This is a genomic window from Hymenobacter nitidus (assembly GCF_020447315.1).
Taxonomy (GTDB): Bacteria; Bacteroidota; Bacteroidia; order Cytophagales; family Hymenobacteraceae; genus Hymenobacter; species Hymenobacter nitidus.
The window spans coordinates 36327-58540 of sequence record NZ_JAJADQ010000011.1 but is presented as its reverse complement, the minus strand read 5'-3'; the positions used below and the strand labels follow the sequence as shown (position 1 = coordinate 58540).

22 protein-coding genes are annotated in these 22214 nt (G+C 61.9%); 12 read left to right on the top strand and 10 right to left on the bottom strand.

Features of this window, described 5'->3' with window-relative positions; all coding sequences use genetic code 11:
- Window positions 1-38: 38 nt before the first annotated feature.
- Entirely contained in the window at window positions 39-647 is a 609-nt protein-coding gene (locus tag LGH70_RS18780; RefSeq protein ID WP_226188841.1) for a hypothetical protein, read from the top strand.
- Between the two features lie 68 nt (window positions 648-715).
- Here LGH70_RS18780 and LGH70_RS18775 read toward each other — a convergent pair whose 3' ends face one another.
- The 3 genes from LGH70_RS18775 to msrB all read right to left on the bottom strand — a co-directional run bounded on the left by LGH70_RS18775 (window position 716) and on the right by msrB (window position 2625).
- Window positions 716-1072 carry a hypothetical protein gene (locus LGH70_RS18775; RefSeq protein ID WP_226188837.1) on the bottom strand — a complete coding sequence of 119 codons (357 nt, stop codon included), beginning with the start codon at window positions 1070-1072 and terminating at the stop codon, window positions 716-718.
- Between the two features lie 63 nt (window positions 1073-1135).
- Window positions 1136-1936: a DUF3050 domain-containing protein gene (locus LGH70_RS18770; protein ID WP_226188835.1), complete on the bottom strand. Its 801-nt coding sequence runs from the start codon at window positions 1934-1936 to the stop codon at window positions 1136-1138.
- Between the two features lie 128 nt (window positions 1937-2064).
- Window positions 2065-2625: a peptide-methionine (R)-S-oxide reductase MsrB gene (msrB, locus tag LGH70_RS18765; RefSeq protein ID WP_226188832.1), complete on the bottom strand. Its 561-nt coding sequence runs from the start codon at window positions 2623-2625 to the stop codon at window positions 2065-2067.
- A gap of 192 nt (window positions 2626-2817) precedes the next feature.
- Between msrB and typA the strand changes: the two genes are divergently transcribed.
- The 3 genes from typA to LGH70_RS18750 all read left to right on the top strand — a co-directional run bounded on the left by typA (window position 2818) and on the right by LGH70_RS18750 (window position 6578).
- On the top strand, window positions 2818-4626 hold the full coding sequence (gene typA, locus LGH70_RS18760) for a translational GTPase TypA (protein ID WP_226188829.1): 1809 nt from the start codon (window positions 2818-2820) through the stop codon (window positions 4624-4626).
- Window positions 4627-4739: 113 nt separating this feature from the next.
- On the top strand, window positions 4740-5483 hold the full coding sequence (locus LGH70_RS18755) for a YqjF family protein (RefSeq protein WP_226188826.1): 744 nt from the start codon (window positions 4740-4742) through the stop codon (window positions 5481-5483).
- A 198-nt stretch (window positions 5484-5681) separates the two neighbouring features.
- The gene (locus tag LGH70_RS18750; protein ID WP_226188823.1) at window positions 5682-6578 is read left to right on the top strand and encodes a T9SS type A sorting domain-containing protein; all 897 of its coding nucleotides are present in this window, start codon (window positions 5682-5684) and stop codon (window positions 6576-6578) included.
- Between the two features lie 40 nt (window positions 6579-6618).
- Here LGH70_RS18750 and LGH70_RS18745 read toward each other — a convergent pair whose 3' ends face one another.
- Window positions 6619-6891, bottom strand: coding sequence for an acylphosphatase (locus tag LGH70_RS18745; protein WP_226188820.1), 273 nt, complete (start codon window positions 6889-6891; stop codon window positions 6619-6621).
- A gap of 22 nt (window positions 6892-6913) precedes the next feature.
- Window positions 6914-7720, bottom strand: coding sequence for a TrmH family RNA methyltransferase (locus LGH70_RS18740; protein WP_226188817.1), 807 nt, complete (start codon window positions 7718-7720; stop codon window positions 6914-6916).
- 112 nt (window positions 7721-7832) lie between these two features.
- Here LGH70_RS18740 and LGH70_RS18735 point away from each other — a divergent pair, with 112 nt between their 5' ends.
- From LGH70_RS18735 to LGH70_RS18715, 5 genes are all read left to right on the top strand, one after another.
- Entirely contained in the window at window positions 7833-9347 is a 1515-nt protein-coding gene (locus LGH70_RS18735) for a sensor histidine kinase (protein ID WP_226188814.1), read from the top strand.
- Between the two features lie 77 nt (window positions 9348-9424).
- Window positions 9425-9835, top strand: a complete 411-nt coding sequence (locus tag LGH70_RS18730; RefSeq protein ID WP_226188812.1) for a response regulator — start codon at window positions 9425-9427, stop codon at window positions 9833-9835.
- Between the two features lie 205 nt (window positions 9836-10040).
- Window positions 10041-10787, top strand: a complete 747-nt coding sequence (locus LGH70_RS18725; protein WP_226188810.1) for an endonuclease III domain-containing protein — start codon at window positions 10041-10043, stop codon at window positions 10785-10787.
- 27 nt (window positions 10788-10814) lie between these two features.
- The gene (locus LGH70_RS18720; protein ID WP_226188807.1) at window positions 10815-11087 is read left to right on the top strand and encodes a DUF167 domain-containing protein; all 273 of its coding nucleotides are present in this window, start codon (window positions 10815-10817) and stop codon (window positions 11085-11087) included.
- 113 nt (window positions 11088-11200) lie between these two features.
- Complete coding sequence (locus LGH70_RS18715; RefSeq protein ID WP_226188803.1) at window positions 11201-11995, top strand: ZIP family metal transporter; 795 nt, start codon at window positions 11201-11203, stop codon at window positions 11993-11995.
- Window positions 11996-12134: 139 nt separating this feature from the next.
- Here the strand turns inward: LGH70_RS18715 and LGH70_RS18710 are convergent, their stop codons facing one another.
- Window positions 12135-13514: an ammonium transporter gene (locus LGH70_RS18710; protein WP_226188801.1), complete on the bottom strand. Its 1380-nt coding sequence runs from the start codon at window positions 13512-13514 to the stop codon at window positions 12135-12137.
- A gap of 294 nt (window positions 13515-13808) precedes the next feature.
- On the opposite strand from LGH70_RS18710, the gene LGH70_RS18705 reads away from it, so the two are divergent.
- The 3 genes from LGH70_RS18705 (at window position 13809) to LGH70_RS18695 (ending at window position 17668) form a co-directional block, all read left to right on the top strand.
- Window positions 13809-15185 (top strand): ATP-binding protein, encoded by a 1377-nt coding sequence (locus LGH70_RS18705; RefSeq protein WP_226188799.1) that lies wholly within the window; start codon window positions 13809-13811, stop codon window positions 15183-15185.
- A 14-nt stretch (window positions 15186-15199) separates the two neighbouring features.
- Window positions 15200-16318 carry a tetratricopeptide repeat protein gene (locus tag LGH70_RS18700; RefSeq protein WP_226188796.1) on the top strand — a complete coding sequence of 373 codons (1119 nt, stop codon included), beginning with the start codon at window positions 15200-15202 and terminating at the stop codon, window positions 16316-16318.
- A gap of 144 nt (window positions 16319-16462) precedes the next feature.
- Complete coding sequence (locus LGH70_RS18695; protein ID WP_226188793.1) at window positions 16463-17668, top strand: tetratricopeptide repeat protein; 1206 nt, start codon at window positions 16463-16465, stop codon at window positions 17666-17668.
- Window positions 17669-17678: 10 nt separating this feature from the next.
- Here the strand turns inward: LGH70_RS18695 and LGH70_RS18690 are convergent, their stop codons facing one another.
- From LGH70_RS18690 to LGH70_RS18675, 4 genes are all read right to left on the bottom strand, one after another.
- Complete coding sequence (locus LGH70_RS18690; protein ID WP_226188790.1) at window positions 17679-18653, bottom strand: M28 family peptidase; 975 nt, start codon at window positions 18651-18653, stop codon at window positions 17679-17681.
- 20 nt (window positions 18654-18673) lie between these two features.
- Complete coding sequence (locus LGH70_RS18685) at window positions 18674-19753, bottom strand: PH domain-containing protein (RefSeq protein WP_226188787.1); 1080 nt, start codon at window positions 19751-19753, stop codon at window positions 18674-18676.
- Between the two features lie 60 nt (window positions 19754-19813).
- Window positions 19814-21007 (bottom strand): threonine synthase, encoded by a 1194-nt coding sequence (locus tag LGH70_RS18680; protein ID WP_226188784.1) that lies wholly within the window; start codon window positions 21005-21007, stop codon window positions 19814-19816.
- Window positions 21008-21089: 82 nt separating this feature from the next.
- Window positions 21090-21995, bottom strand: coding sequence for a LysR family transcriptional regulator (locus LGH70_RS18675; RefSeq protein ID WP_226188782.1), 906 nt, complete (start codon window positions 21993-21995; stop codon window positions 21090-21092).
- Between the last annotated feature and the right edge of the window lie 219 nt (window positions 21996-22214).

Below are 22214 nucleotides of genomic sequence, written 5' to 3'. Positions count from 1 at the left end.
TTTGTGTCAGCTTATTTCACTTACTCCCCTTCCGCCCCATGAAAAAAACTGCTCAAGATCAGCCCGAGAAAAAGGCTAAGAAAGACCCCACGCAAAAGGCGCAGCGCAAAGCCGAAAAAAAGGCGGCTCGTGCTTCGGCTGTTTTGGTTGACAAGCGCCCCGAGAAAAAAGCCAGTCAGAAAAAATCCCTGAAAACGGCGGCCAAGCAGCTGCAGAAGGAACTGGATCTGCGCTTGAAGGAAGTAGTAGACCGCATCCGCAAAGAAACGAAAGCCAAGCTTAAGGAAGTAGTCAAAGAGGCAACCAAGCGCCTGGATGTTGACACCGAGCGCATGTTTGAAGAAGCCCTGCACACCATCGTGCGTCATTACGATGGCAACGCATCGACGGCCGCTTCCGACAGCATCTCTACTGGCAACGGTACGGCATCGTCCGCCGAAACCAGCAGCCGCAAGACGCTAAATGGCGCGGCCAGCAAAACCAGCAGCTCCCCCCGGAAGCCCCGCCCTGCGGCATCGGCTGCAACGGCCCCCGCCCGCCGGGGCCGGCCTACCGGCTCGACCAGCACTGCTCCCCGGAGCCAGAAGCCCGCAGCGGCCACCGCTCCGGCGGCGCAGGAAACATCCGGCGACGAAGCCAGCAGCTAACAGACACCACGCTTTTTTCAACGAGCCGGTTCTCTTTTTTAGGGGCCGGCTCGTTGTGGTTACTGGCTCTAGGGCAGGCGCCGGGTTGTGTCGAGCGGGGCGCCATTGAGGCGGCGCAGCCGGGTTTCGGGCGTTGTGTTGTTGGGGTCGTTGGTATTCACGCTTTCTACCCGCTTGCGGGAGTTGATGCCACTGGCCTGCTCGCGCACCGGCACCCGGCCGGGCGTAGCGTCGGGCACGGAGCCCCCGTAGCCGCCGTTGCTGTTGTAGGCTGCCTGGCGGTCCGCATCGGTACGAATAGCGTCGGGAAGCGGGGCGCGGTCAACCTCGGCACTGCTTTCCTGGGAGGCGGTGCAGGCGGCCAGCCAGCCAATGCTCAGCAGCAGCGCCATTCGGCCCAGGGTAGATATGGAAAAGAACGACATGGCGAAATAGTTAGGGCAGCCCACACGGGCTGCCCTCCTACAACGCGCAGCAGCCTCCGGAAGTTAGCCGACAGTGGAAACCGGCACTGCCGGACTCATGGCCTGCCGAATTCCGTCCCACAGCGCCACCCGGGCCTGCATGCAGCGCATGGCTACCTCGCGGCACTCCTCCCACTTCTCGGCCGTGGTGCCGCACAATTCGCGCACCATCTGCTCGGCCAGGGGCGTATGTACTTCCTCGTCGAGCTGAATGTGACGGTTCAGGTAATAAATGAAGGTTTCGAGCTGACCGGGGAAATGCTGGTTCAGGTCGGTCACCAGGTGGCGGAACATATCCGGAATAACGTCTTCCCGGCCAAAGGTGAAGGCCGCCGCTACCGCGTGCGACTTGCCGGTATTGATGACGTTGAACGTACTGAGCACGAACTGCTGTACGGCGTACGGCACCTTGGCCTTCAGCAAGGCCATTTCCACGGTTTCGCCCACCGACAGCGCATCAAGCAGGCGGCGAATCGGCTGGGTATCGGCCCCGCACTCTTCCATGGCCCGCAGATACAGCTCGAAGTGGCTGGCCGGCTGCCCGTGCTGGTCTACGTCGGTTTCCTCTTCCAGCACGATTTCGTTGATGAGGCGGCGCGTGGCCGGATTACCGCGGGGCACCCACGGCACGGTCACGCAGGTCAGGTCGCGCTGCAGGCACTTGAGCAGCGACATAAAGTCCCAGACGGCAAAGACGTGGTACTGCATAAACTGGCGCAGATGCTCCAAGGACTGAATGCCCTGGTACACGTTGTGGGCTACCAGCTGCTCCCGGCTGGGGGCCAGCTGCTGCTGGAGCGTGCGGATTGGGTCGGTGGAAATCATAGCAAAAGAGATGCGGAAGCAAAGAAAACGACACAGTCACAGAATCTTGTCTTGACTGGCCCTACAACATAACAGCCCGCCGAAGTGCTCGGCGGGCTGTTACTGGGCCCAACAAATATCGGGCACTTTTATTTGGCCTTCTCAAAAACCATCCCGTCCGAGTCCATACAGTAGCGCAGGCCGGTGGGCTTGGGGCCGTCGTCGAAGACATGGCCCAGGTGGCCGCCGCACTTGGCGCACACCAGTTCGTCGCGGCTCATGCCGTGGGTGTTGTCGGTGGTTACTTTCAGGCTGCTGTCGGTAGCCGGGGCCCAGAAGCTCGGCCAGCCCGTGCCACTCTCAAACTTGGCCTCGGAGGTGAAGAGCAGGTTGTGGTCGGCGGCGCAGTAGTACGAACCTTTTTCGTGGTTGTCGAAGTATTTATTATTGAAGGCCTGCTCAGTGCCCTGCTGGCGCAGAATAAAGTACTGGGCCGGGGTGAGCTGGGCCTTCCACTGGGCGTCGGTTTTGCGAATCGGAAACTCGTCGGGCCGGTGCGTTACGGGCTGGGCCTTGGGATATTGTTTGCCCGCCGCCGTGGGCTGAGTAGCAGCCTGGGGCTTCTCCGCGGCCAGATTCTGACGCTTTTGGGAGCAGGCCGAGCTTAGGGTCAATGAGGAGAGCAATAGAACCAGAAAGGAGGTGCGCATACGAAGACAGCTGAAAAAATTAGGAGTACCGCAACGCAAGCAAGAGCCCCGCTGCAGGCAGGAAACATACGCGGCAGGGCTTCGGTTCGGTTTAGGTAAGGCCGTGCCTTTCAGCCTGAATCAGCTAACATTTTGATAACTCGGGCTTTTGCCAACAGAAATGCGTACCTTTGCACCCGCAAAACCATCTGTATGCAGAACATTCGGAATATCGCAATCATTGCGCACGTTGACCACGGCAAGACTACGCTCGTGGACAAGATTATCCACGCCTCGAAGCTGTTCGACGAACACCAGCAGTTCGACGACCTGATCCTCGATAACAACGATCTGGAGCGCGAGCGGGGCATTACCATCGTTTCCAAGAACGTATCCGTCCGTTATAAGGACGTTAAAATCAACATCATCGACACCCCCGGTCACGCCGACTTCGGCGGCGAGGTGGAGCGCGTACTGAAGATGGCCGACGGCGTATTGCTGCTCGTCGATGCCTTCGAAGGTGCCATGCCCCAGACCCGTTTCGTACTGGGCAAAGCCATTGACCTGGGTTTGAAGCCCATCGTGGTGGTAAATAAAGTCGATAAGGAAAACTGCCGCCCCGACGAGGTGCACGAGCAGGTATTCGACCTGATGTTCAACCTCGGCGCCAACGAAGACCAGCTGGACTTCGTGACGCTGTACGGCTCCTCGAAGCAGGGCTGGATGAGCACCGACTGGAAAACCAAAACCGACAGCATCATCCCGCTGCTCGACGCCGTTGTGGCTTCCATCCCGCCCGCTCCTACCCTGGAGGGCACGCCCCAGATGCAGGTTACCTCGCTCGACTACTCGTCGTTCGTGGGCCGTATCGCCATCGGCCGCGTACACCGCGGCACGCTGCGTGAAGGCGCTACCATGAGCCTGGTGAAGCGTGACGGCACGATCAAGAAAGTGAAGATCAAAGAGCTGCAGGTGTTCGAAGGCTTGGGCAAAAACAAAGTTACCGAGGTTAGCTCCGGCGAAATCTGCGCCGTAACCGGCATCGAAGGCTTCGACATTGGCGATACGCTGGCCGACGCCGAGAACCCCGAGGGTCTGGCCGTTATCAGCATCGACGAGCCGACGATGAACATGCTGTTCACCATCAACAACTCGCCCTTCTTTGGTAAAGAAGGCAAGTTTGTGACCTCGCGTCACCTGCGTGACCGTCTGTTCAAGGAAACCGAGAAAAACCTGGCCCTGCGCGTAAAGGAAACCGATAAGGAAGACACGTTCCTCGTGTATGGCCGCGGTATTCTGCACTTGTCGGTCCTGATCGAAACCATGCGTCGCGAAGGCTTCGAGCTGCAGGTTGGTCAGCCCCAGGTTCTGTTCCGCGAGGACGACAACGGCAACCGTCTGGAGCCCATCGAGCACCTGGTGGTCGACGTACCGGAGGAAACCGCCGGTAAGGTTATTGAGCTGGTGACGATGCGCAAAGGTGAGCTGACCATCATGGAGCCCAAGGGCGACCTGCAGCACCTGGAGTTCAACATCCCGGCCCGCGGCCTGATTGGCCTGCGGAACAACGTGCTGACCGCCACCGCTGGTGAGGCCATCATGAACCACCGCTTCTCGGCCTACGAGCCCTACAAAGGCGTAATTCCCGGCCGTATCTCCGGCTCGCTGATTTCGATGGACACCGGTGCCGGCACCGCTTACACCATCGACAAGATGCAGGACCGTGGTGAGTTCTTCGTGGATCCAGGCGAAGAGGTGTACGCTGGCCAGGTTATCGGGGAGCACACCCGCCCCAACGACTTGACCATCAATATCCAGAAAGGCAAAAAGCTGACGAACATGCGCGCCTCGGGCTCGGATGAAAACGCCAAGATTGTGCCCAAGCGCCAGTTCTCGCTGGAAGAAGCCATGGAATACATCCAGAAGGATGAGTACCTGGAAGTAACGCCTAAGTCGGTGCGGATGCGTAAGATCCTGCTCGACGAAAACGAGCGTCTGCGCTCGGCCAAGAAAATCGACTAACTGTTCAGTTGATCAGGAATTTCAATAAGGGGTGCAGCCGGTGGCTGCACCCCTTGTTGCTTTAGGACGGCCCCGGTTCAGCTTTTTCCGGGCTTAGCTTGTTATCCGCCCGTATGAGTCCCGCCCCACTTTCTTCCCGGCCCCGCCTGCCCCTGATGCGGCAGCGCTGGAGCCAGCTGCTGTTTGCCCACTGGCCCGTGGCCCCGGCAGTGCTGCGGCCGTACCTACCGGCCCGGCTGGAACTGGACTTGTTCGACGGGCAGGCATGGCTGGGCGTAGTGCCGTTTACGATGAGCGGCATCCGGCCACTGGGGCTGCCGGCCGTGCCCGGCCTGAACCGCCTGCACGAGCTGAACGTGCGCACCTACGCCCGGCTGGATGGCGTACCCGGCGTGTGGTTTCTGTCGCTGGATGCCACCCAGCCGCTGGGCGTGTGGGCGGCCCGCACCCTGTTTCACCTGCCCTACCTGCACGCCCGCATGCGCCTGACCCAAACCGGGCCCACGCTACGGGCCGAGGCCGAGCGGCGGCACCCGGGTGCCGCCGCCGCTACTTTTTCCGCCTCCTGGACGCCCGGCCGCCAATTACCGGTTTCAGTGCCCGGCACGTTGCAGCATTTTCTCACGGAACGCTACCATCTCTACACGGCCGGACCTGACCTGCTCAGCGGCATCAGCGGCCCTCACCTGTGGCGCGGCGACCTGTACCACGCCCCCTGGGCCCTGCGCACCGCTACGTTGCACTCCTGGGAATCGACGGTTGTGGAGAGCCATGGCCTGCCCACCCCGGCTGGGGCCCCGCTGCTGTACGCCGCCGACGATTTGGACGTGTGGGTTCAGAAGATTCGGCGGGTGTGAAGCCAGCCGGCCCCGTACGAGCCGTGGCTCTAGCCTTCAACTTGGCTTCCCGGTACGCTACCGGCCCGCGTATGAAAATGCGGCGGCGTCGAACAAGAAAATGGCCCGGAGGTGTATTCCCCAAAAAGGGCCGACCTCCTTTTTTGTGGCTGCGTAAGCCGAAACCTGTCTATATTCAGGAAACATTATCAACGCTCTATGGCCGCTAACCTCTACTCTTCTCTTCTGCTGCGCTGCGGCCTGTTGCTGGCCCTGGGCGGTGTTAGCCGGCCGCTCCAGGCCCAATATGTGCTAACCGGCGACATTATGCCCTCCCGCTACACCGACTTGGTGCCCGACCAGGTGCTGACGGCCCGGCGGGCAGGGCCCAACATTGTATCGGGCTTACTGGACCTGAACCAGGACGGGCGCAACGACTTGGAATTTACGGCTTATGCCAGCAGCAGCTCTTTCCCAACGGATGCCGAAGCCCGCCTGATGCCGCTGCACGATGACATCCGTCTGTACACCGACATTCAAACGCCCATGATTGCGCGGTTTGTCCCCGGCGACACAATACAGCACAACATACGGCAGCCCAACCCGCTGGTACCGTCGCGGATGTGGGCCAACCGCAGCACGATTTACCCCTACGGCTTTTCTTGGCTAACGCGGCTGGGCTCCAACCCGGCAGGCAGCAACCGCTTCGGCAACTGGCTGACCACTGAGGACGGTTACGTGGCCATTCGCTTGATGAGCCTTACGGTTGACCGCATGGGGTGGGTGCGCGTGCAGGTCAGCGCCGTCACCACCGAGCAGCTCACCATCACGGTCAAGGACTTCAGCCTGTCGAATGTTGTTCTGGGCCAACAAAAAGCCACCCAGGCGGGCTGGCAGATTTACCCCGTACCGGCTGCCGACTACCTGATGCTGCAGGCCCCCGCTGCCACAACGGGCCACCTGACCGTGTACGACGCCTTGGGCAAGCCGCACCTGGCCTCGTCCTTCACTGGCACCCGGCACCAGCTCGACCTCTCGGCGCTGGCGGCCGGCATGTATGTAATCCGGATAGAAACTGCGGCGGGCACTTTCACCCAGCGCGTGACCAAATTATAAGGCCCCGGCCTGGCTTGGTCTGCTCCTTGTAACCGTCGGTCTAGCGCCGGATGTCGAAGACGGTGTAGCCTTCCAGGGCGCCCGCCCCGGCCTCCACCCTATCGACCCGCGCGGCGGGCGGGCCGTGGTGGCACCACGCTTCCAGCGCATCCAGGGCGGCGGTGGGCCCTTCGGCTTCGATGGTGACCGAGCCGTCGGCGTTGTTGCGGGCGTAGCCGGTCAGGCTCAGGCGTTGGGCTTCGGCGCGGGTGCTCTGGCGGAAAAACACGCCCTGTACCCGGCCGTGAATGTGAAGAATGCGGTGTTCGGTCATGGGCCTAACAGAAACAAAACGGCTACTGGCGCTGGCGCACGGCTTCGAAGGTGAGCACGGCGGTGGCGGTACTCACGTTGAGCGAGTCGATGTAGCCGCGCATGGGAATGATGATGGTGTGGGAACAGGCTTGGCGCAGCTCGGGGGTGAGGCCGTCGGCTTCAGTGCCCATCACGAAGGCGGTGGGGCCCCGGAAATCGTAGTCGGTGTAGGGCAGCGCATCGGGCGTGAGGGCCGCGGCGTAGGTCCGGATGCCTTTTTCCTGGCACCAAGCCAGCACTTCCTCGCGGGTGGAGGCCACCGTGGGCACGGTGAAGATGCAGCCGATGCTGGAGCGGATAGCGTTGGGGTTGTAAAGGTCGGTGCGCGGGTCGCAGACGATGACGGCGTCGACCTGGGCGGCGTCGGCCGTGCGCAGCACTGCGCCCAGGTTGCCGGGCTTCTCGACGGCCTCCAGAATCAGCAGTAGCGGGTTGGCGGGCAGCTCCAGGGTGCGTAGCTGGCGCTGCGGGGGCCGGGCCAGGGCCAGCACGCCGTCGGAGCCTTCGCGGTAGGCCACCCGCTCAAACACGGCTTTCGATACCTCGAACCACTCCAGCTGCGGGCCCAGCGCGGCCAGCAGGTCGCGCTGCCGCCCCTCACCGGCCAGCTCGGGGCAGATAAACAAGCTGCGAATCTCGATGCCGGCTTGGTGGGCAATGGTCAGCTCGCGGTGACCTTCGATGATGGTGAGCTGCTGCTCGCGCCGCTCGGAGGCTTTTTGCTGCAGGCGCAGCAGGTTTTTGATGCGCGGATTCTGGGGGCTGGTAATCGGGTCGGCGGCGGGCATAGGCGAAAGCGGGCAAAGACAGTCGCGAAGGTACGCAGCCCGCGGCGGTACGCCCCGCCCCGGGCGCAGTTTCGCTAGGGCAAGTGCGCCGAAGCCCGTAGGTTTGCAGCCTATGCGACTTAATCTTAACACCAAAATTCTGCTGGGCTTTGCCGTGGCGGCCGGCGTGCTGCTGCTCACGGCTATTGCCTCGTTTCTGAGCATCCGGGAGCTGGCCGTGCAGACGCGGCAGGTAGAGCACACCTACCGCGTGATTCAGGAAACCGAGCAGCTCACCTCGCGGGTGCGCGAGGCTGAGTCGCGGGTGCGGGGCTACCTGCTCACGGCCGATACGTCGTATCTGCAGAGCTACGACGTTTCCCAGCAGGAAATAGGCCGCGGCTTCGAACGCCTGGCAAGCCTGACGGGCGACAATGCCGGGCAAACCGTGCGCCTCGACTCGATGCGGCAGCTGGTGGACCAGAAGTTTCGCAATATGCGGCTGCTGCTGGACCCCAACCGGTCGGTGACCAGCTCGTCCACGCAGACCATCCTGGACACTGGCCGCCAGACGATGCGCGCCATCACCAGCCTGTTTGAGCGCATGAAGGCCGACGAGCTGAAGCTGCTGGCTGAGCGCAACCGGCTGCAGAACGTGTTTGAAACCATCACGCCCATTACCATCATCACCTCGGCCACGCTGGCCATTCTGATTACGCTGTGGCTGTTTCAGAAAATATCCCGGGAAATTGCGGCCAACGAAAAGCTGCAGCAGGAGCTGGAAAGCATCCACCACGCTACCACCCAGCGGATTCAGATTATTGAAAACCTGGCCAACCAGGTGGTGCAGGGCGACTACAAGGTCAAGATCAAAGACAAGGAAAAGGACAGTCTGGGCAACCTGGCCACCTCGCTCAACCGCATGACCCAGACTCTGGACGACACCTTCGGAGCCCTGCAAAACCGCAACCGGGAGCTGGACCAGTTTGCCTATGTGACTTCCCACGACCTGAAAGCTCCGCTGCGGGGCGTAATGACGGTAGTGAAGTGGATTGAAGACGAGCTGACCAATGAGCTGTCGGAGCAGATGCGCCAGTACCTGGGCATGATGAAGGGCCGCCTGACGCGCCTGGAAGACCTCATCAACGGCCTGCTGGCCTACGCCCGCATTGGGCGCACCGAGCAGAAGCTGGAGCAGGTACAGGTGCAGCAGCTGGTGGAAGAAGTGCGCGACATGGTGGTGCCCCCCGATTTTCACCTGCACATTGCCACTGCTCTGCCCCTGCTGGTTACCGACCGACTCAGCCTGCAGCAGATATTCACCAACCTGTTCAGCAACGCGGTGAAGTACCACCACCGGGGCCAGGGCACCATCACGGTGAGCTGCACGGAGGCCAAAAAGGAGTACGAATTCACCGTGGCCGACGACGGGCCGGGCATCGCGCCGGAATACCACGAGAAGATTTTCCTGATTTTCCAGACCCTGCGCGACCGGAACACGGCCGAAAGCACCGGCATCGGGCTGAGCATCGTGAAGAAAATCCTGGATGAGCAGAAAAGCAGCATCCGGGTCAGCTCGGAGCCGGGCCACGGCACCGCTTTTATTTTCACCTGGCCGAAAGTTTCTGTTACCGAAAAAGCAATATAGACGCTAGCTTGCACCGTTTTTGCTGAGGCCCGGACCCGGTGTCGTTCTCCCTCCTGTATTTCTTGTATTCCTGGCTTATGCGCTCTGTTTTGTTGGTAGAAGACGACTTTTTTGACACGATGACCGTGCAGAAAGCCTTCGAAAAGTTTAGTATCCAGCACAAGCTCTACACGGCCTTCAACGGCCTGGAAGCCCTAGACCTGCTGCTCGGCCAAAATGGCGCCGAGGCCATTCAGCCGCTGCCGGAGGTAATCCTGCTGGATTTGAACATGCCCAAAATGAACGGCCACGAGTTTCTGGTCGAGTTGCGCAGCCACCCCGAGCTCAGCGAAATTCCGGTGTTCATCACCACCACCTCGGCCATGGACATCGACCGGCTGCGGGCCCAGAACCTGGGCATCAGCGGCTACATCCTGAAGCCCGTAGACTTTGAAACTGGCACCGATATGGTCGACAGCATCAGTTTGCTGGAGCAGCTGCTGAAGTAGCTCTTTCAATTAGCCATTTTCCCCGCAAAAGCCTCTTTGGCCGCCGGTACCGGTTGTCGAAGGGGCTTTTTCCTTTACTGCTGCCAAGCAGCCGGCCTTTGTCGGTACTTCGACTCCGTCCGCCCAACCTCTTACTGCTTACTGCCTCAACCGCTGCGGCCGGCCGGCTCAACAACCCGCCGGGCTGCCGGGCGTAAGGCCAAGAGTGGAAAATACCGTTTCTGTCTGCACCGACTTTGCTTCCTGCCAGGCCCGGGCCTTGTGGGCTCACGAGCAGCTGTGCGCCGAATATGGGGCGCCGTTCCGCTTTTTCAGCACCAAGGATGCCCTCAGTGAGCTAATCAGCGCCTTGCTTTCGCACCGCACCCGCAACCAGGAGTCGCACAAAGCCTACCAGCAGCTGCGGGCCCGGTTTCCGACCTGGGAAGAAGTGCGCGACGCGCCTACGGCCGAAGTAGAAGCGGCTATAAATCCCTGCACCTGGCCCGAACAGAAAGCGCCCCGGATTCAGGCCGTGCTGCGCGAAATAAGCCAGCGGTGCGGCGGCCCCTGCGACCTGACGTTTCTGGCCGACATGCCCGTGGCTGAGGCCCGCGCCTGGCTGGAGTCAATTTCCGGGGTGGGGCCCAAAACCAGCGCCGCCACCCTGCTGTTCAGCTCCCTGCGCATTCCGGCCATGCCCGTCGACAGCCACCACCACCGCGTGGCCCAGCGTCTGGGGCTCATTGGGCCCAAAGTAGGCGAAGGCCCCGCTCACAAGCTCCTCGAGGCCCTGCTCCCCCCCGACTGGGATGCCCAGCAGGTGTACGACCACCACGAGGCGTTCATGTTTCACGGGCAGAAATGCTGCTATTTCCACACGCCTGCCTGTGGCCGCTGCGTGCTGCTGAGCCAGTGCCCTTTCGGGCAGGCGCGGCTGGGCAAGCCCGCGGAGCCCACTCCGGGGAAGTAGTATCTTGGCGGCTTGTTGCTCCCTGCTATGTCCGTTACGCTGCACCTGAAAGCCAAGCCCAACAGTCGGGAAAACCGGCTGGTAGTGGCGCCCGATGGCAGCCTCACGGTGCGCCTGAGAGCACCGGCCCACGACGGCAAAGCCAATGCCTGCCTGCTGGCTTATCTGGCGGAAGTATTCAACGTCAGCAAATCCAGCGTGGAGCTGCTCACGGGCCACACGGCGCCGTTCAAAAAGGTGCAGGTGCGGGGTTTGGAGGAAGCCGCCCTGCAACAGGTGCTGGCCCGGTACCGGGAGTAACCGCTGCTGACTTCCCCGGCCGACAGCTCAACCATGCCGCGCCGGAACAAGTATGCACTACGGTTCTGGCCGTGGCCAGGCCTTAAGTACCGCTCTTTCTTACCTCACCACACATGGATTTTCCCACTTGGGTTGTTGCCGGCTTCTGGGGCCTGGTTTCGGGCTCGGCACTGCTGCTCGGTGCTGCCATCGGGTATTACGCCCACGTGCCGCAGCGCATTATAGCCGCCGTTATGGCCTTTGGCAGCGGCGTGCTGATTTCGACGCTTTCCCTGGATTTGATGGAGGAAGCCTACGAAAAAGGCGGCCTCGACTCGACCGGACTGGGTTTTGTCGGAGGTGCGGCCGTTTACACGCTGGCCAACTGGCTGCTGGCCCGCCGGGGCGCCAAGCACCGCAAACGCTCGGGCGAGCACCAGAAAGAGGAGCGCCAGAAGGTACAGGCCGGGGCCAAGGAAGACACCGAACCCGGCGACGACAACGGCCTGGCCCTGGCCATCGGAGCTTTGCTCGACGGCATCCCGGAAAGCATTGTCATCGGCCTGAGCTTATTGGCCGGCGGCGTCGTGAGTGTGGTGGCCGTGGTGGCTATTTTCCTCTCGAACCTGCCCGAGGGACTTTCCAGCGCGGCCGGCATGCGCAAAGCCGGTCGGCCGGCGCGCTACGTGTTTCTGCTTTGGGGCGGCATTACGCTTATTTCGGGCCTGTCTTCCCTGGCGGGCTACACCATCTTCAGCCACTTTTCCCAGGAGGTAGTAGCCGCCACCACGGCCGTAGCCGCCGGCGCGGTGCTGGCCATGATAGCCGACACGATGATTCCGGAGGCATTTGCGGTGGCCCACAACTTCACCGGCCTTATCACGGTGCTGGGCTTTCTGGCCGCCTTTTTCCTGAGCAAGCTGGGCTGAACCACTGTTCCGGCAGTTTGCCCGAACACGGAGGTAGAAGCAAAAGGGCCGTTGGTTTTACCCAACGGCCCTTTTGCTTACCAATATGTAGTTAATAACTGCGTAAAAGCCGGGCGGTGGCAAACCCCAGCGGCTAGCGCTAGATTCGCTCGCCCACCTGCTCCTTGCGGTAGGTCTGCTCAAATTCTTCGTCGATGTGGTAGGTGGACTCCTCGTGCTGGCTCAGGTCGAGGCCCAGCTCCTCCTGCGCCGGCTTCACGCGCAGACCGAAGAACAGGTCCGTGACTTTCAGCAGTACCCAGGCGCCGGCGAAGGTGAAGACAATAACGATGGCCAGCCCCAGCACGTGGTAGCCAAACGTGGTGGCCGAACCGTGAATCAGGCCGACTTTATCGGCAAACACACCCGTGAGCAGCATGCCCACGATACCGCCCAGGCCGTGGCAGGGAAACACATCCAGCGTGTCGTCGATGGATGTGCGGCTGTTCTGCCAGTGCACCGCCGCCTGGCTGATGAGCGAAGCCAGCACCCCGATAAGCACACTCTGCCCGTAGGTGACGTAGCCGGCGGCAGGCGTAATGGCCACCAAACCTACGACCGCCCCGATGCAGGCGCCCATGGCCGTGGGCTTGCCGCCCCGCACCACCTCGATAAGCAACCAGGCCACCAGAGCCGCGGCCGAAGCCATGTTGGTGTTCACAAACGACAGGGCTGCCAGCTCATTGGCGCCCAGCGCCGAGCCGGCGTTGAAGCCAAACCAGCCAAACCACAGCAAGCCGGTTCCCAGCAGTACGTAGGGCACGTTGGGGGTTACAAAGGATGTTTTGCGGCCGTGCACCGAGCGGGGGCCCAGTACCAGTGCTGCGGCCAGCGAAGCAATACCGGCCGAAATATGTACCACGGTGCCCCCGGCAAAATCGAGCACGCCCCACTTGCGCAGGAAGCCTTCGGGGTGCCAGGTCCAGTGGGCCAGGGGGCAGTAGATAAAGATGCAGAACAGCACCATAAAGGCCAAATATGCCTTGAAGCGCACCCGCTCGGCAAACGAGCCGGTAATCAGGGCCGGCGTGATAATGGCAAACTTGAGCTGAAAGGCGAAGAATAGCACGAAAGGAATGCTCGGCGACAACACCGGGTGGGGCGCCGTGCCCACGTTGCGCAGCAGCACAAACGTGAGCGGGTTGCCAATCAGGCCGTGCCAGGAGTCGCCGTAGGCCAGGGAAAACCCGACGAAGTACCACACCAGGGAAATAACACCTAGGGCCACAAAGCTTTGGAGCATCGTGGAAATGACGTTTTTGGGCCGCACCATGCCGCCGTAGAAAAACGACAGGCCGGGCGTCATAATCAGCACAAAAGCCGTGGCGGTGAGCATCCAGGCCATGTCGGCCCCATTCAGACTGCCTGGGGCCGCGGCCGGATGCGGCACCTCTACAAAAGCGGCGATGGTACTCAGAAGAATAAGCCCAGCCAAAGTCAGCAGACTATAACTAGGACGCAGTGCGGCAGAATGACTCATAAGTTGATTAATTTGTATAGTACTTTATTTTCAAGGGTCAATTTACACTATCACCTACATAATTCGACATACTGACTGTATAATTTTAGGTCTATCATCGATTTTCTTAATCATTCCATAGCTTCCCACCCTCTCAACAAAGGCCTTACCAAATTATTTTCTCATTTCCCTTTCAGCAAAGTCGGCCGGAAGCATCTTCCCGTGGCAACGCAAAAAATGCCGGCCACCGCCGGCCGCTGCTGGCTGCTTGGGGGCAAAACGCGTAGCTTGCGCACCAATCCCCAGGTGTCTGCTATGGCTGCTTTTCCCAATCCTTCCGACTTACAACCCTTATTGGATGCTCTGGCTTTTTCGCCGGAAAATGTGCCGCTGCGCCGCCACGTAGCCGCTCTGCTGCTGCAGGCCGGGCGCCTGGCCGAAGCCGAAGACCACTACCGCACCGGCTTGCGTCAGGCTCCCGACGACGAGGAGCTGCAGCTGGGCCTGGCCGAAACCTACGCGGCCCTGCAGAAAACCTCGGCCGCGCTGGTGGTGCTGGAAGAGCTGCTACGTGCCCACCCCGACCACGCCCGGGCCCACTTGCTGCACGCCCGCGTGCTGGCCCGCGCCGGTGGTCCGCCCGACGAAGCCCGTGCCGCCTACCAGCAGGCCCTGCAGCTGGATAACCGGCTGCGCGACGCGGCGCTTGATGAGCAACTGGGTTTGCGCCCCGCCGCCCAGCCCGCCGGCGGTGGGGCCCCGGCCGACTACACCGCCAGTATTTCCGCCGACCAGGGCCTCGATGAACGGGCTTTGTTTGCGGGCCTGGAGAAGCCCAAGATTACCTTCGGCGACGTGGGCGGCATGGAAGCCGTGAAAGAAGAAATCCGCCTCAAAATCATTCATCCGCTGCAGTTCCCGGATTTATATAAGGCTTATGGCAAAGCCGCCGGGGGTGGCTTGCTGCTGTACGGCCCGCCCGGCTGCGGCAAAACCCACCTGGCCCGCGCCACGGCCGGAGAAGTGAAGGCCTCCTTTATTCACGTGGGCATCAACGACATTCTGGACATGTGGATGGGCCAGAGTGAGAAGAAGCTTCACGACTTGTTTGAGCTGGCCCGCGTGCAGGCGCCCTGCGTGCTGTTTTTCGACGAAGTAGACGCCCTGGCTGCCAACCGCCACGACCTGCGCCAGAGTGCAGGCCGCACCCTCATCAACCAGTTTCTGGAAGAGCTGGACGGGGCGCGCCACTCCAACGACGGCGTCCTGATTCTGGCTGCTACCAACGCGCCCTGGCACCTCGACCCGGCCTTCCGTCGCCCTGGCCGCTTCGACCGGATTGTGCTGGTAACCCCGCCCGATGAGCCCGCCCGCGTAGCCATTCTGGAAGTGCTGCTGCGTGGCAAGCCCGTAGCCGCTGGCATCAACCTGGCTGCGTTGGCCGCCCAAACCGCCGGCCTCTCCGGGGCCGACCTGCAGGCCGTGGTGGATGTGGCCGTGGAAGGCTGCCTGCGCGAGTCGATGAAGGCGGGCAAGCCGCTGCCAGTGCAGCAAAGCCACCTGTTGGCCGCGGCCAAACAGGTGCGGCCCAGCACCAAGGAGTGGTTTGCTACGGCCAAAAACTATGCGCTGTACTCCAACGAGGGCGGTAACTACGACGACATCCTGGCGTATCTGGGCATCAAAAAGTAGCCTCCCCTTCTTACATGATGCCTTACCCCACGGAAGCGCGGTGGCAGGACGCGGTGCAGGATCTGCTGGCCGTGCGGCGGCCCCAGCAGGCCGAGCAAGTGCTGCGCCGGCACCTGGTTTGGCATCCGCGGGAAGTGTTTGCTCATATTCTGCTGGCGCTGGCGCTCTACAAACAAAGCCGCCTGCCCGAGGCCCGCGCCGCCGCGCATGCGGCCCTGGCCCTCGACCCGGCCGCCAGTGAGGCGTTTTACCTGCTGAGCCTACTTGAGAATCAGCTGGGCCAGCCGACGGCCAGCCGCGCCGCCCTGACTGAGGCCCTGCGCCTGCAGCCCCGCAACCCCAAGTATCTGGCGGTGCAGGCCCAGTTCCTGCTGCACCAGAAGCAGTGGGCCCAAGCCCAGGCGGCGGCCGAGCGGGGCCTGGCCCACAACCCCGTGCATGCCGATTGTCTGGTCGTGTGGGTGGAGGCTTTGTGCCAGCAGAAACTGTGGGCTGCGTTGGAAGAGGCCCTGTACCGCCTGCGGGCCGCGCATCCCAACCTGGCCGCTACCCACCTTTTGCTCGGCCAGGAAGCCCTGCGTCAACGACAGTATGCCGAAACCCAGGCCCATATTCAGGAAGCCCTGCGCCTCGACCCGCTCGATTCAGGCGCTGAGCAGCTGCTCGTGGTGGCTAAAAACAGCCAGTATGAGTTGTTGCCGGAGTTGCGGGCGGCCTACAGGGAAGCCAAGCGGGAACTTGCCGAGGCTCCCGACCCGGCCGGGAAAGCGCCCGTTATCAACCCGTTGCCGTGGTGGGGCTGGCTGGCTTTTCTGGGACTGATTCTGTTGACTGGCGGACCGCCCCTACAGGCTTCTGCGCAGTCGGTGCCGTATTTTGCGGGCTACTGCGGTTTGGTGGGGGCCGTGGGGACTTTGGTAGCGGGCGGCTATTATCACAAAGGGTTTCTACGGCCCTGGCAACTGGCTGCGCTGCTGCTCGGTACCGCTGGGCTGGCCTTCCTGGCTTGGTACAGTCTGGCCGGCTGGCACAAGACGTACGCGGTAGAACTGCTGCGGCTGGTACTGCTGCCCGCCTTTCTGTGCATGCATGGTATCTGGAGCGGAACTTTGCAGCGCAAGGCCCCGGAATGAGCGTTGCGCGCCGCCTTGGCCCAGCAGCAGGACCAAGCCAAATAAAATAATGATGGTTGATATCAGCGCGGGGGCTTGGCGTACTTTAGCGTTGCGCCAGCCTTCGGTTCGTAAGTAAGTGGCCTTTCTATTCCTTTTCCTCTTATGGAATCTTACCAGTCTCTCAGCCGCGTCCAGCTTCTGCTGCAGCACAAACGCCCCCAGGATGCCGAGCAGGAGGCCCGCCGCCTGCTGCGCGACGACCCCGACAACAGCTACCTGCAGTGCCTGCTGGCCCTGGCGCTGCTGGAGCTGGGGCGCCTGCCCGAAGCCCAGACCACCGCTGAGCAGGCCATTCATGCCGACCCGGAAAACGCCTTTGCCTTCTACGTGCTCAGTGCTGCCCTGCAGCGCCAGCACGAGCTGCCGGCCGCCCTCGAGGCTATAGAGGAAGCCCTGGCGCTCAACCCCGAGGATGCCGACTACCAGCACGTGCTCGGGCAAATCCGCTTCCAGCAGGGCCAGCTGCACGCGGCCCTGCGCGCCTCCGAAGCCGGCCTGCAGGCCGATCCTACCCACGTCGACTGCCTGGGGCTGCGGGCGCGCTGCCTAGCCCGCCTGGGCCGCCGCGACGAAGCCTCCGCCGACCTCGACGAAGCCTTGCGCCACAGCCCCACCGATGCCGGCACCCACGCCGACCTGGGCTGGGTGGCCCTGGAGCGGGGCCGGGCCAAGGATGCCGCCCGCCACTTCCAGGATGCGCTGCGCCTCAACCCCACTTCCGACTACGCCCGCGAAGGACTGGTAGCTTCCCTGAAAGCCCGCTTCTGGATCTACAATGGCTTCTACCGCTTCACCGTCTGGGCCCAGACACTGAGTAGCGGAGCCCGGCAGGGACTATTTATCGGCATGTTTCTGCTTTCGCGGGTACTGCCCGTACTGCTGCCGCTCTACCTAGTGTTTGTGTACATGAGCTGGTTTGCCGAGCCCTTGTTCAACTCCCTGCTGCGCCTGAACCGCTACGGCCGCTTTGCCCTGAGTAAGGAAGACACCACCGATTCCAACCAGTTTCTGGCCGTGCTGCTCAGTGGGTTGGCCCTGTTGGGTGTGGGCTACTTTGCTGGGGTTGAGGTTGGCACCACGGCGGGCATCGTGCTGCTGGCCTTGCTGTTTCCGCTGGTGGGCACCCAGCGCCAGTGGCTACCCAAGCGCAAGCAACAGTCGCGGTGGTTTGGACTGGGCCTGGCGGCGGTGGGCGCCCTGGCGGTGCTGGCCCAGGCATTTTCTCTGCCCGGTGAAAATATGCTTTTCGGCGGCTTTCTGCTGGGCACCCTGGCCTATGTCTGGATTATGGGTCTGCGCAGCAGTTAAGGCCATTTCATTATAAGCCCAGAATGGCGCTGAATACGCCATTCACGACCTCGGCCATGCGCCGGAAGTCCAGCGTGTCGATGGTGTCGGTGGGCTGGTGGTAGTTGGCGTTGCGCAGAAACGAGGTGTCGTTTATCATCAGGGCCTGGTAGCCGTAGCGCCAGTAGTTGCGGTGGTCCGACAGCCCGGCCAGGCCCACGGCGCTGGGCAGATTAATGCTTTGCACGTCGATGTCGGCGTGGGCCTGCATGAGCTTTTTCACCTGCTCCACAATAGTTTCCTGGCCCTGCTTGCCTACTACCGTAATGAAGTTGCCGGTGCTGGGGTAAAGCCGAGCCAGCTGCTCGCTGGGGAAGCGTTGGGAGCCGGGCGCATCGCTGAAGTAGCCGATCATCTCGTAGCAAATCATGGCCCGCACCGGCACTTGCTGGTCGTGCAGCGACTTGGCGTGCACGGCGCTGCCCATGTCGTCGGTGCCAAAAAACGGGGGTTCTTCCAGCGAATAGGCCACCAGATCGATGCGGCGGGTGAGCGTGGGCTGCTGAACGTACAGCAGGCGGGCGGTTTCGAGCAGGCCGGCTACGGCGCTGGCATTATCGTCGGCGCCGGGCTGCTCGCCGCATACATCGTAGTGGGCTCCCACGATGATGCGCTCGGCCTCGGCGGGCCCGAAGGAGGCAATGATGTTGCGGTAAGACTGCCCATCGACGCGGAACGGCTGCTCCTCGACCCGGCAATCCAGCTTCTCAAACTCGGCCCGAATATAATCCGCGGCCTTGTTCAGCGAAGCCGGGTGGCGGTAGCTGCGCGCCGGCCGCAGCGAAGTCAGAAATTCCACATCGGCGTACAAGCGGCTTTGATCGGCTTTCATGGCATTCCCCTGCGGTAAGGTCGACAACACTTTCCGGCTGGTTCTCTTCCAGCCAGCAAACAGCAGGCCCCCAACGAACAGCGCAGCAGCCACGATGACCAAGAATTTTGGCATAAGGTTCTTATACCCCAAAATCAGCGGTTAGTTATGGTCCGGCTTTGCAGCAGCTCCTCCGCTGCCGCTACGGCGTGGCTCGCATACGACTGCGAATTCTGCACTACTTCTTCCAGCTGCGCCGCGCTATAAGCGGCAAACCGCTCCCGGAATTCAGCAATGCGCTGCTGATGCTTCCGTTGGGCCACCGTCAGCTCCCGGGCCGATAAGCGCCGGTGCCCGATGGAGGCAAATCCGGTTTTCTCCAGCCGGTAATGCACGCCCAGCAGCTCGGCAATTTCGGTGGGCGGCCCAGTTTCGCGGGGAATGACGCACACCTGCTGGTTTTTCAGCACAAAGGTCACGTAGCTATACTGCTGCCGGGAAAAGCGGCCTGGCACACTTTGCACCACCACGCATTCGCGCACCTGCTCCCGGCCAAATTCCAGTACGCCCCATTGGTCCTGCACCCGCAACCAGCGCCGTACCGGGTCTATTTCTACCTGCTGCCCCCGGCTTACGCGGGCATACTGCCAAGCCAGCCAGGCTTCGGGCACCACCGTCACCAAAGCCAACAGCCCGCCTAGCAGCAAGGCACTCCAAGGCAACTGAGTAAACAAGAATCCCAAAATGAGCAGAGCTTCTACGCCCACTGGCTTCCACCACCATTGCCACGCCGGGCGACTTTGCGACGCGAAACGCACGGGTGCCGGCGCGGCGGCCGTGGCCCGGTCGAGGTAGGGGTCGGGGTGTTGCCAGCCGGGCCACTGACTTAGCGTGCCGGCGAAAAGCATCTGAATCAGGTCTTCCGGATCGAGGTTGTGGGCCCACCAGCTCAGGGAAAGCTGGTAAAAATACGCTTGCTTGCCTACCTGATACTCGGCCAGCACGGCCCATTCGTCAGTGGCAGTGAGCGTCAGGGTTTCGGGGCCGCGCCGAAACCAGATACCGGGCCGCACGCTGGTAAGGCCCGCCCGGTAGCGCGCGGTCAGCTGCGTGAGCTGCTCGGTCCAGGGAAAGTCGGCGTAGGCAACCAGAGCTGCGGCTTCGGTAATCGGGCCTTGCTCCCGCCGCTCGTCGGGGTAGAAATCCACGTGCTGCCAGCCCCAGATTACGTCCATGCTGCCACTTAGAGTACGGCTGCAAGCTACTAGAAAGCCGACATTTTGCTGCTGAACTTCTTAGTACTGGCCTTCCACGTTTTCCAGGTACTTCTGAGCCGAGCCGGTGTTGAGCAGCAGAATCTGCTCGTCGGGGCGCAGCCAGCCGGTGCTGAGCAGGTGGCGGGCGGCCATCCAGACGGCGGCGCCTTCCGGGGCCACGAACATTCCTTCGAGGCGGCCCAGCTCCCGCATGCCTTCTACCATCTCGGCGTCGGTGATGCTGACGGCCGTGCCCTGCGATTCGCGCAGCACTTCCAGCATGAGGGGTTCACCCAAGGGGCGCGGCACGGCCAGTCCGTTGGCAATGGTGGGCTTGCCAACGTAGTGGTGGGAGTTGGCCTGCCGGCCCGTATAGGTTTCAATTAGCGGGCAGCAGTTGGCGGCCTGCACGGCTACCATGCGGGGCAGCTTCACGCTGTGGCCCAGCCAGCCCAGGGCTTTCATTTCCTGGAAAGCTTTCCAGATGCCAATCAGGCCAGTGCCGCCGCCGGCGGGGTACAGTATCACGTCGGGCAGCTGCCAGTTCAGCTGCTCGGCAATTTCGTAGCCCATGGTTTTCTTGCCCTCGATGCGGTAGGGCTCCTTGAGCGTCGAGACGTCGAGCAGCTCGCCGTTGGCATTGGTTTGGCGCACCCAGGCCGCGCAGTCGTTGATCAGGCCGTCGATGAGCTGCACTTCGGCCCCGTACCAGTAGCACTCTTCGCGAAACGCCTTGGGCGTGTGGCGCGGCATGGCTACCACGGCCCGCATGCCGGCCTTGGCGCAGTAGGCGGCCATGGCCACGCCCGCGTTGCCGGCCGTAGGCACGATGCAGCCCTGAATGCCCAGCTCCTTGGCCTTGGAAATAGCCATGCTCAGGCCCCGGGCCTTGAACGAGCCCGTCGGGTTTTTGCCCTCATCCTTGAGCACCACCGAGTGCAGATTGTAGCGGCTGGCCAGGCGCTGCAGGTCGAGAATAGGCGTAAAACCCTCGCCCAGCGTCACCTTGTTTTCATCGTGGAGCAGGGGCAGCAGCTCGCGGTAGCGCCACATCGAGCCGTCGGTCTGGCAGATGCTGGCCTTGCTCAGCGGCTCCTGTAGGTCGTAGGTAGCCAGCAGCGGCATCTGGCAGCACTCCGATACGCGCTGCAGGGCAAAGGCCGAGTGCGGCTTGCCGCAGGCCGAGCATTCCAGCTGCTGAATCCGGGAGGTGAGGGTGGGGCAGGTTTCCATGGGGCGGGGCAAGTAGGGTTGAGCTATGGAACGGCAAATACCCCCGCCGGTATGCGGAAACAAAATAGTGATTCGGAATAGGCTATTCCAATTTCGAATAGTGCCGCTTCATGAACTGCACGAAATCCTTGTAGGGCAGGTTGTTTTCGGTGCCCCGGCGCTGAATGAAGTTGAACTGCCGCCGCATCCTCAGGCCCTGAATTGGAACTTCGAGCAATTCCCCCGTTTCCAGCTCCTTCACCACCGCCTGCCGGGGCAGAAACGCCAGGCAGGTATCCACGCGCACAAAGTTCTTCAGGGCTTCGGTGCCGCCCAGGCGCACTTTTACGGGTAGGTCGGGCAGCTTCAGGTGATGTTCGGCCAGGGCCTCTTCCAGCACGGCCAGGGTGCCCGAACCCACTTCGCGCACGGCCAGGGGCACCTGGTGCAGGTCGTGCACCGTGAGATTCTGGGTGTTGAGCGGGTTTTTGGCCGAGCATACGGCAATGACGTCGTCGGTCAGAAACGGCGTGTAGGTCACGTTGCTGACCTTATTGATGCCCTCGATAATGCCCAGGTCAATTTCGTGGTCGAGCAGGGCCTTAAGGATATTCTCGCTGTTGCGGTTTTTGAGCGTGAGCTGAATGTTGGGGTTCTTGTTGAGGTAGGCCGACAGCACCGGAGGCAGCACGTAGAGCGAAATGGTGGTGCTGGCGCCAATCATCATGCGGAAGCGCGGGGAGTAGTCGGCGCTGAGGGCCGTGAATTCCTGGTGCAGCTCGTGCTGCAGCTGTTTGGCCACCAGCAGCTTCTGGTAGAGCAGCCGGCCGGCGGGCGTGAGCTTGACGGTATTGCCCAGGCGCTCGAACAGCCCGATTTTGTATTCTTCCTCCAGGGCTTTTACGTGCTTGCTCACGGCCGACTGGCTCACGAACAGGTTTTGGCTGGCCTTGGTGAAGCTCAGCAGGCGGGCCACTTCCAGGAAGATTTCGTGCTTGTAGGAGAGCATAAGGCGCTAAAAATACGACAATCGGATACGGCAATAAAGAAGCAGCCGCGCCTTCCCGGCCCTCGGCCCGCGCCGCGGTGGTACAAGCTCCGCTGTATTTCTACGCAATCAGAAGCGGCATACTGCCTGCGCACGCAAATAAATCAGTATGTTTCCGCTCCAAAGGTCCGGGCCCGGGCGGCCAGCTTTCCTGCTATCTGGCTGGCGTTGCCAGCTGCC